The sequence below is a fragment of the Nocardiopsis alkaliphila YIM 80379 genome, from assembly GCF_000341005.1.
Lineage (GTDB): Bacteria > Actinomycetota > Actinomycetes > Streptosporangiales > Streptosporangiaceae > Nocardiopsis > Nocardiopsis alkaliphila.
Genome location: NZ_ANBD01000018.1, coordinates 1 through 9,824, shown reverse-complemented (window position 1 = coordinate 9,824; position 9,824 = coordinate 1). Strand labels below are relative to the sequence as shown.

At 67.0% G+C, this 9,824-nt stretch carries 9 protein-coding genes and 1 pseudogene; 5 read left to right on the top strand and 5 right to left on the bottom strand.

Going from position 1 to position 9,824, the window contains the following annotated elements:
* Positions 1 to 367, top strand: a 367-nt coding sequence (locus D472_RS0102060) for an MFS transporter (RefSeq protein WP_026117296.1), incomplete at its 5' end; no start/stop codon positions are given.
* Positions 368 to 393: 26 nt separating this feature from the next.
* Here the strand turns inward: D472_RS0102060 and D472_RS0102055 are convergent.
* Entirely contained in the window at positions 394 to 1,038 is a 645-nt protein-coding gene (locus tag D472_RS0102055) for a response regulator (RefSeq protein ID WP_017602841.1), read from the bottom strand.
* Positions 1,039 to 1,823: 785 nt separating this feature from the next.
* Positions 1,824 to 2,846, bottom strand: a complete 1,023-nt coding sequence (locus tag D472_RS0102050; RefSeq protein ID WP_193373419.1) for a methyltransferase — start codon at positions 2,844 to 2,846, stop codon at positions 1,824 to 1,826.
* 126 nt (positions 2,847 to 2,972) lie between these two features.
* Here D472_RS0102050 and D472_RS0102045 point away from each other — a divergent pair, with 126 nt between their 5' ends.
* From D472_RS0102045 to D472_RS0102035, 3 genes are read left to right on the top strand one after another with little or no spacing between them, the layout of a single operon-like run.
* On the top strand, positions 2,973 to 3,527 hold the full coding sequence (locus D472_RS0102045; RefSeq protein ID WP_017602839.1) for a nitroreductase family protein: 555 nt from the start codon (positions 2,973 to 2,975) through the stop codon (positions 3,525 to 3,527).
* Positions 3,511 to 3,828 (top strand): DUF6092 family protein, encoded by a 318-nt coding sequence (locus tag D472_RS0102040; RefSeq protein ID WP_017602838.1) that lies wholly within the window; start codon positions 3,511 to 3,513, stop codon positions 3,826 to 3,828. Before D472_RS0102045 ends, D472_RS0102040 begins: the two co-directional genes overlap by 17 nt.
* On the top strand, positions 3,812 to 4,540 hold the full coding sequence (locus D472_RS0102035) for a tRNA-dependent cyclodipeptide synthase (protein WP_033302963.1): 729 nt from the start codon (positions 3,812 to 3,814) through the stop codon (positions 4,538 to 4,540). Before D472_RS0102040 ends, D472_RS0102035 begins: the two co-directional genes overlap by 17 nt.
* A gap of 41 nt (positions 4,541 to 4,581) precedes the next feature.
* On the opposite strand, the gene D472_RS0102030 is transcribed toward D472_RS0102035, so the two are convergent.
* From D472_RS0102030 to D472_RS0102015, 3 genes and pseudogenes are all read right to left on the bottom strand, one after another.
* Positions 4,582 to 5,613 (bottom strand): methyltransferase, encoded by a 1,032-nt coding sequence (locus D472_RS0102030; RefSeq protein WP_017602836.1) that lies wholly within the window; start codon positions 5,611 to 5,613, stop codon positions 4,582 to 4,584.
* Positions 5,614 to 7,654: 2,041 nt separating this feature from the next.
* Positions 7,655 to 8,036 (bottom strand): annotated as a pseudogene (locus tag D472_RS26545) (VOC family protein).
* Positions 8,037 to 8,073: 37 nt separating this feature from the next.
* Positions 8,074 to 8,529 carry a GNAT family N-acetyltransferase gene (locus tag D472_RS0102015; protein ID WP_033302967.1) on the bottom strand — a complete coding sequence of 152 codons (456 nt, stop codon included), beginning with the start codon at positions 8,527 to 8,529 and terminating at the stop codon, positions 8,074 to 8,076.
* A 454-nt stretch (positions 8,530 to 8,983) separates the two neighbouring features.
* Between D472_RS0102015 and D472_RS0102005 the strand changes: the two genes are divergently transcribed.
* Positions 8,984 to 9,824, top strand: an 841-nt coding sequence (locus D472_RS0102005) for a VOC family protein (protein WP_017602831.1), incomplete at its 3' end; no start/stop codon positions are given.

Sequence of the window (9,824 nt, the reverse complement as noted above, 5' to 3'; positions counted from 1 at the left end):
CCTCCCCACCGCCACGGCGCTGCTGTTCCTGGGGCTCGGCGGCCTGTTCACCACCTCACTGACCTTGCTGTTGGCGGCGCTACTCCTGCTGACCTTCGCCTTCTTTTGCGCCCACGCCACCGCCTCGGCGTGGGTGGGATCCCAGGCGGTCACCGGCCGAGCCCAGGCCACGGCCATCTACACGCTCGCCTACTACCTGGGCGCGAGTCTGTTCGGGTGGTTGGGCGGAGTGCTCTACGACCTCGTGGGCTGGAGCGGCACCGTGGCCCTGGCACTGTCCCTGACGCTTGCGGCCGCGCTGGTGGCCCTGCGCCTGCGCCATCTGCCCGCACCTCGGCCGGCCCTCTCGCGGACCTCGGGCGGCTGAGAGCAGGGCCGACCCCGAAAAGGCCCCTACCCGATGTAGCCGGCTCGGACCGCGTAGATGGCGGCCTCGGTGCGTGAGTGCACCTGGAGTTTCTCCAGGATGTTGCGCACGTGGTTCTTCACGGTGTTCTCGGTGATGAACAGACGCTCCCCGATCACGCGGTTGTTCAACGACCGTGCCATGAGCTTGAGGACCTCGGTCTCCCGAGGGGTGAGTTCGGGAATGTGGGGACGGGTCTTGGGGCGGCTCTCCTGTTTGGCCAACTCGGCGAACTCACCGATCATCTTGGTGGCCATCGATGGGTTGATGAAGGACCGGCCCGCGGCGATGTCGCGCACGGCACGCGCGATGTCGGTCACCGCGATCTCCTTGAGCAGGTAGCCGGTGGCCCCTCCCTTGAGCGCCTCGAACAGGTCACTCTCGTCCTCGCTCATGGTCAGCATCACGAACTTGGTCTCCGGGGCCACGGCGCGGATGCGGGGGCAGGCCTCGATACCGGTGGTGTGCGGCATCATCACGTCCATGAGCACCACGTCGGGCCGTAGTTCGGTGGCCAGCCGTACCGCCTCGTCACCGTCTCCGGCCTCGGCGACGACGTCGATGTCGTCCTCGTCGTTGAGCACCGAGACCAGACCCCGGCGGAACAGGGCGTGGTCGTCCACCACCAGCACCCGGATCGTTCGGGCGGAGGCGGGGGAGTCATCGATGTGGTGACGTGGGCGGACGGGGGAGGGGGGTGAGGGCTCACCGGAACTCCTATTTTCGCGATGACCAGAATTCAAAGAACGGTTTTCGACCTTACTCGAAACGATCCGAGTGGCTGAAAGGTCTTTCGCGGACCATTGCTCCAGTGCGATCGATACGGCAGGAGAAGCAGCAGGTCAGATCGCTTCTGGCGAGGATGGAAAGCCAGCTTCGATGAGCTGTCGTCATGGGATTCTCCCGAAATGGGCTCGGCGGCCATTCTGTCATATCCGTTCGAGTGGTGGTGCGTTCTGGAAAAATTCCACAGTGCGATCGGGCAGGGTTCGATCGAAATGAGCGTGTTGCCGCTCGGTGCCCGCCGACCCCGGGTTCGGCGCATGGACCGCAGCACCTACGACCTGATCCACACCGAACGCCGCGTACCGTGCGCCTACCTGGAAAGGCACCGAACGCGCTGGTCCGCGCCCGGGAGGGACCGACCAAGGAAGGGGTACGCGAGTCGGGGTGCTCTCCGGCGCCGTCCTGCTCGGACCGCTCGAGGGGATCGACGGCACGAGAAGCCTATGGCCACCGGTTCTTCTGCAGGGGGAGCACCGTGAGCATCTGTTCCGCGCGGCCGACCTCGCCCGACCGGTCGCGCGGAACCGTGCTGCTCAGCCCTGCGTGACGGAAGCGTTTCAGGACGCGTCGCCCCGAACCTCGAAGGCCTATTCACCTGACCCCGGCGGCGTCGATGGCGCGGGTCCCCGGCTCAGGCGAGGACCCCTTCGACCACGCTCACCTCGGGTCCTGGCACGATGCGGCTCAACCGCAATCCGGCGCGCTCGAACAGCTTTGCGAAATGGTCCGGGGTCCGCTGCTCGCCACCACAGTGCGCGAGCATGCTCAGGTCCATGAACTTGGCCGTCCGCGCCGGTTCCGGAGTCTGGGGCATCACCACCTCGGCGAGCAGGACCCGACCATGAGGGAGCATCGCTCGCCGACAGTGCTCCAGGATCGTGACGGAGTCCGCGTCGCCCCAGTTGTGGATGACGCTGGCGAGCAGGTAGGTGTCGCCCCCCGCCGGTACCGAGTCCAGGAAGCTGCCCCCCTCGATGCGACAGCGATCGGCCAACTCCCCCCGCACGAGTGCGGGTTCGACGCTCGAGACCACCTCGGGACGGTCATAGAGCACACCCCGCAGGTGCGGGTGGACCGACAACAGCAGGGATAGGAGCCGTCCTCGTCCGCCCCCAACGTCCACCACCAGTTCACTGGAGCCGAAGTCGTAGTCCTGCACCGGGGAGCGGGTGAGCTGCGCGGAGATGTCGCTCATGCCCTGGTCGAAGAGCGCGGCGGCCTCGGGGTGTTCACGCATGTACGCCCAGGCCGGGAGGCCGTGGACGTCCTCGAACACCGGGCCTCCGGTGCGCACCGCGTCGGCGAGGTGGGCCATCGTGGTCCGCTCGGTGGGGCTTCCCAACCACCGGGCGTATCCGCGCATGGAGGCGGGGGAGTCCTCACGCAGTGCCTCGCCCAGGTCGGTGAGGGCGAAACACCGTTCCGGCGACTCCCGGACCAGGTCCAGATCGGTGCAGGCGCGGAGCAATCGGTACAGGGAGTCGACGTCGGCGCCCACCCGAGAAGCGATCTCCTCGACGGGCGCCGGCACCTGGGACATGACGTCGGCGACACCGAGTTCGGCGGCGGCGCCGACCGCGGCCGCGACCCAGCTGGACGTGATCAGCTCGAACAGACGGATGGCGGAGCCGCTGAGCGGCGTGGAGGTGGGGATCGACACGCGGTCAGTGGGGCCTTTCACTGGGTTTTTCTCGTGTGGTCGTGTCCGGGAACGTCGAACGGTCCCCAGCGGACCGACCGACACGTTACATTACTCCAAGTATTCGAGCCGATACAGAATATGGAGACCCCCGTGGAGGTCCTCGAACCCGGACTCCAAGAGGAGACTTCGCAGGCAGTACGTGTACTGACCACACGCCGGGCCGTTCGTTCCTTCAGCGACAGACCCGTACGGGACGACCTCCTGGCCCCCCTGTTGGACAGCATGGTCGCGGCCCCTTCGGCGTCCAACAAGCAGGCCTGGGCCTTCGTCATCGTGCGAGAGCCACGAACCCTGCGCCTGCTCCACGCCTTCGCACCGGGCATCATCGAACGTCCACCGCTGATCGTGGTGGCCTGCTTCGACCGCTCTCGGGCGGTGGGTGGAGGAGCCTGGGACGAGGGCATGCTCTGCGTGGCGATGGCCGTGCAGAACCTCCTACTGGCGGCGCACGCCCTCGACCTGGGTGGCTGTCCTTCCGCCAGCTTCCGCAAGACCCCGGTACGCAGGTTCCTACGCCTTCCGCGACATCTGGAACCACTGCTCTTGGTGTCGATCGGACACCCGGCCCAAAGCCCGCGAACCGCACCCCGACGTGACCGCAATGAGGTGATCCGCCATGAACAATGGGGCTGACCAGTGCCGTATCGAGGAGGAACTGTTGCTGCTCGCGGCCTATCTGCTCAGCAGCGGCCGGGGCCTGTTGGAAGAACCTCGAAGTTATGGACCGTTGCGCTGCCTGGACGCCGCCCGTCGTGTACTTCGCCTGCGGGTCGAGGCCGGTGGCGGTGAGAATCCGGAGCTGACCTCCCTGAAGGAGCGCATGGACGAGGTCATGTGCGGGGCCATGGTCGATCGGGAACTCGACGTCCTGCTCGACGAACTATGCGACCGACTCGCCGCAGTTGTGGAGGCACCCGGTGTCATCTCGGCTTGATACCGCCCACCCCGACGTATCCGAGGAGGTGTTCGAGGTGGTTCCGTTCACACCGGCCTGTGAAAGCCTCCTCGGGCTCGGAGAGCATGCCCTGATCGGGATCAGCGCCGGCAACGGGTACTTCAGTCAGCACAGGATCTCCCAGATCCTGGAGTGGACCGGCAGGCGTTTCGCCGCCGTCGACCTGCTCTACGCGGATCTGCACATCGACACCATGCACCGGGCCGAGGGCGCCGGGGAGGCACAGGCCGCCAGGCGGGCTCGCAGATCGCTCAGAGACGTGCGCCGGCGGATCCGCCGCGCGATGGAAGCGGTGCGGGTGCCCGCCCGAGTGCGCTGTCTGGCGCTGTCGGAGATGGTGGACACCCCCGGATATCGGTCGGTCCGAGAAGGAATCGAACGGGCCTTGGCCGAGGACCCGACGGTGCGACGCGCGTGCGAGGAGCATGTTCGCAGGGTCGTGGGCCCGGCACCCGATCCGGAGGGGGCGAGGTTCCGGGCCGGCATGGCCTATCTGTGCGCCGAACTGCCCTTCCTGCTCGACACCCCGCAGATCTTGGCGGTGAACACGTCCGTGTGCTGCTACCATGCTCTGTTGCCGGTCCTGGGGGAGTTGCACGGGAACGTGTCCCGTCTGCGCCCCGGTCAGGGGCACCTCGTCCTTCGGCCATGGGCGCCGGAACGGATCCAAGAGCCCTCGATCACCGGCTGAACACCGAGCCGGGGCCCCATGATCGGGACCCCGGACCTTGGTCAGAACATCGGTACGGGACGTACGTCCATGATCGATTCACCATCTGGAACACGGTGCACATCGTGCAGGGACAATCCCACCGACGCGAAGAGCCCTTCGTGGTCTTGGCGACTGCGCAATGGCGCCCCATAGAGCACGAACATGCTCAGACTCATGGCTTCAAGGAACTCGCTCGGTCGTTCCCGTTCGGGAAGATGGCCCACGATCAACAGCCGTGAGGACGACGACATCGCCTCTCGGACCTTGCGCAGGATCAGCGCCGCTTCGCGATCGGCCCAATTCTGCACCACCCGCGCCATGAGGTAGACGTCCGCGCCGCGCGGCACGCCTTCGAAGAAGTCACCGCCCACGACCGCACACCGATCCTGTACCCCTGCCTCACGCAGGAGCGAAGGCGCGCCTTGCACCACGTGCGGGAGATCGAAGAGGACGCCCCTGGTAGAGGGGCAGGCGCGCAGCAGGGCCGCGATGGTGGCGCCCTCACCGCCCCCCAGGTCCACCACCGTCTCGGCCCCCGCCAGGTCGATCTCGCGCAGCAGCGGTGCGGCCAGGGCGGAGGAGTTCATCGCCTGGTTGAACACGGTGGCGGTGTCCTGGCGTTCACCCAGGTAGTCGAACAGTTCCTGGCCGGTGTGGATGGCGAAGGCCGTGCGGCCCGAACGCACCGAGTGGCCCAAGTGGGTCCAGGCCTGGAAGAAGTCGCCGTGCGTGCACATGCGGAACAGGTCACGTAGACCTTGGGGGTGGTCGGTGCGCAGGTGTGCGCCCGCGGGGCTCAACGAGAAGAAGCCAGGGGAGGGCTCATCGATCAGGCCGGCCGCGAGTGCCGCACGTACCAGGATGAGCAGGCGTTCCTCGGGGACATCGAGTGTTCGCGCCACCTCACCGAGCCGGCGTGGGTGGCCGGACAGCTCCTCGATGGCCCCCAGTTCGATCAGCGCCACCACGGCGTGGACGAGCATCGCGTGGGACACGATCTTGGACAGGGGACGATCGGTTCGTTCTGGGACGATGGTGTTCGGTCGCTCCACGCCGTTCCTTTCGGTTTCCACATCATTACCGAAAGCGACGATGCCAGTTCGGGGAGTGAGGCGTGGGGTTTTTCGCCAGACGGGTCCACACGCGGTGGGACGTGAGTCCCGTCGCGCCGGAGCATGAGTGGAGCCGGACCACGCGGACACCCTGATCGGAGTGGCCCACCGGCGCCCCCTGTCTTCCTGGGCTGGTTCTTCTTGTGCCCCCGAACCCGGGTTCGATCAGGCTAGGCCGGTTCCCCCAACCTCAAAACGAACGAGCCCGACCGGTGCTGGTAACACCTGTCGGGCTCTGACCACCGACCTGCAAGGCCAGGAAGGCGGCTGGGAGTGAATCCCAAGCCCATGGTGGCCCATGTCCGCAACCGGGGGGCCATCGCGCGTGTCGTCCTCACGTTCCACTTCCTCAAGGGGGTGACGTCCCCGTTTCCTTGGACACCCAGGTCGCCGAACTCGCCCGCTCCCTGAAGGGCGACGACCTCGTTCCATCGAAGACCCGCAGGTCAGAGCCTGAGTTCGGTTTTCCAAAGGTGGACGACCCACCACAGGAGAACCGCGCACCCAAGAAGACCAACCACAAGAACACCAACACACAAGAACAAGGGGAGGGGGAGGAGGGCGCGCGCGAAGCAGCCTCCGTCCCCGATCTCGAACACCGCCAACGATGGCGAGAGGGCTCGAAGGTGGGGGATCGAGACCGGCGAACGCCCCGAGCCCACCAGGGGAACCCTGTTCGCCCGCACCGTCATCGACGGCATCGCCTCCGAGGCCGGCCTGGGCCTGTCCCCGAAACAACATCGCCGTCTGGTCCTGGAGCATCCGCCCAGGGCGCTCGCCGCCGTCCGTGACCTGGATGATGACGCCATCAGCGGAGCCGAGCTGTTGGAGTGGCTGCGCTCGGACCACGAGACCACGAGGTCGCTGTACGCGGTGCCGGCCACCCGCTGCCGGCCCGACTACCTCGCCCAGGCGTTGCCGGCCTGGGTGGCCCGTAACCGGGTCCCGGGCGGGCTGCCGGGACCTGCGCCGCGTGTGCCCGGGCCACGCCGTGCCTGGGGAGCGAAAGCTGGCCCGGTCTCCTCGGTGAGGGCAGGCGCCCCGCCTACGTGTGTGCTTCATGCGGGTGTGGTGTTGGCCGCCGACGCGACCGGTCAGCGTAGTCGTTGCCACCGGTGCGAAAACCCGACCCCGTCCCCACCTGAGCGTGGTCAAGCCGCACCGGCCGCCCCGGCGGCTCCGGGGCAGGAACGCCCGCACCCACGGGCCGGTGACCTGGTGAATGCCTTGGATGAAGCCCTGCCCGATACCGAACCGGTATCGCCCGACCATTGTGGGAACCGTTCCTGTCACCAGCAGCGCAGGCACGTCATCGTCTTCGATCCGACCACCCAAACCCACCAGGACCTGGGGCCATGCCCACGATGCCACCCCGACCACACTCGGGTGATCGCCGGGTGAACCCCGAAGGTGGAAACACGGAGCGTGTCAATGTCCGGGGTGTCCGCTTACAGGTGTTCTGTGCTCGCTCATCGGTATGCCTCACCTGTCACGACCAGTGGACCCGAAAACAGACGAAGCTCAGAACCGGCCGTCCGCGCGCTGCACCAAGAATGGCTGGAACCGGCCAGGCTTCCTTACTTCTCTACCGGAATCGGGTATCGCGTGGAAGGGTGGTGCCCGGCCTTACGGTTCCACCGAGGGGAGAGGCCTCCGTATGATCGGGGTGTCCAAGCCTTGAGGCAAGTGATAACGCGAAAGTAACGACCCGCGTTGTCGCAGGTCATTAACTATGAGCCCCGCGCACGCGGGGATGGACCAGCCGTGCGTGCGATGGTCACCGACCTATCCGATATGAGCCCCGCGCACGCGGGGATGGACCGCCTGGGAGACGACGTAGTCGTCGGGCACCCCGATGAGCCCCGCGCACGCGGGGATGGACCGCGTCCTTGGGGTCGGTGAGCTTGCCCGCAGCAATGAGCCCCGCGCACGCGGGGATGGACCCGGGGCCGGGCAGGCCGGACCTGTCGGCGTGGGCGGCTCAGGACCCCACGACCGCCCGATCGGAGTCACCGCGCAGGACACAGAACCCGTTGCCTTCCGGGTCGGCGAGGACCACCCATCCCGACCCATCGGGGTTTCGATGGTCCTCGACGAAGACGGCACCGATCCCCAACAGCCGTTCCACCTCCTGCTCGCGCGAGGTGTCGGGCCGCAGACACGGGTGGATCCGGTTCCTGGTCTGCTTGGCTTCGGGCACCTGGTCGAAGTGCGGCACGGGTCCCTGTGCCAACATCACCTGCGGTCTCGGGCGCACCCGGTCCGGCCTGCGGATGCAACGGGCGGCCCGTCACCCGGCTCCAGAACCGGGCCGGTCGGTAGGCGTCCGCGTAGCCGATCGCTATGTTCTGCAATACCGAGATCCTGCCGCTGCCGCGCGCCGAACGTCATGGAATTCGGCTAGACCCGGCGGCCCATGACCAGGGGCCGCTCCTCGGGTTCCTCCACCGGGTCGAACCCGACCCGGGTGAAGAACCGGACGCGCCCTGGGAACCCTTCACCCTCCTCGGGGATGAGGAAGACCCACTCGACCTTCGCCGCTCGCATCTCCTCCAGGAACATCTCCATGAGCGCCCGGCCGATTCCCAGACGTTTCCAGGCTTGGCTCACCACCAACGCCAGGACGTACCCGTGCGGTGGAGGGGTCGGTGCGCCGCGGCCTTCATAGACCTGATCGAGGGCGGCCTCCAGCCAGCCGACCACGCGCCCACCGCCCTCCGCGACCAGCACGACCATGTTCGCGGGCCATATCCCTTCGGGGTAACCCTTGGTGTCGAAGTGCGGGGATTCCTCGAAGATCAGAGTGTGGATCCCGGGGCCATCCTCTGGGACGGCTCGGCGCAGCAGTACGTCCATGCCCCCCATGGTCGCCTCGCTGGAGCCGCGGGCGGAAGAGGCGCGGCACCACATCCACCACGTTCGCGGCCCTTGACCGGCCGGTGCCGGTCTCCGCTCTTTTTCGCGGCGGCCTCGATCATGCCGATAGGCGCCTCCGTCATCTTCCGCGCCCCTTCCACCGCCGGCCTTCGCATGGTCTCGAATCTCCACGACTACACCCTCGAAAAGCTCATCATGGCGCAGGTGGGCATCCGAATCTCTTGAGCGCTCACGGGCCGGGGGAGTGGGAATGGAAGTAGGGATGGCGTATCGATGGGTTCGAAGTGGTCGGCCCAAAGGGCGATTTCGGGCTCGTTCGGGTGAGGACTCGCCCGCTGCCGGGAAGACAGAGAGGGAGATTTTCCGGGAAATAGTTTAATGTTAAACTTGTTGGCGTGGGTGAGCCACCACCCCACGGGAGAGGATGAGGACCATGGACGTGCGCCCCTCGGGGATCCACCACGTGACCGCGATCGCCGGCGATCCCCAGGCCAACGCCGACTTCTACCTCAACGCGCTCGGTATGCGCATGGTCAAGCGCACCGTCAACTTCGATTCCCCCGACACCTACCACTTCTACTACGGCGACCGCGCCGGCAACCCCGGCACGATCATGACCTTCTTCCCTTGGCCCGAGGCGCCCAAGGGCCGCATCGGCGCGGGGCAGGCCACCACCACGACCTTCTCCGTCCCCGAAGGTTCCTTGGGATGGTGGGCCGAGCACCTCCGCGCCCTGAACGTCCCCTTCACCCGCCCCACCGAGCGTGCCGAAGAGGACGTACTGAGCCTGCAGGACCCCGATGGCCTGCTCATCGAGCTCGCGGCCGGCCCCGATCACCACGACACCGAGCCCTGGGATGGGGGAGTGGTGCCCCCCGACCACGCCATCCGCGGTATCCGTGCCGTCACCCTTACCGAACAGGACGCCGACGCCACCGCGCAGATGCTCGGCGATCAGCTCGGCTTCCGGTTGCACAGCGAACACGGCAACCGGATGCGCTTTCGCACCAACGACTCCGGTGTGGGCGTCGGCACCATCGTCGACGTCGTGGCCAACCCCAGGATCGAACGCGGCCTGGTCGCTGCCGGCACCGTTCACCACGTCGCCTACCGTGCCCCTGACACCCCGGTGCAAGAGGCCTGGCGCCGGCGCCTGGTCGAAGACGGGGTGGGCGTCACCGAGATTCGGGACCGCTCCTACTTCACCTCCATCTACTTCCGTGAACCCGGCGGTGTGCTGTTGGAGATCGCCACGGACGGTCCCGGCTTCGACT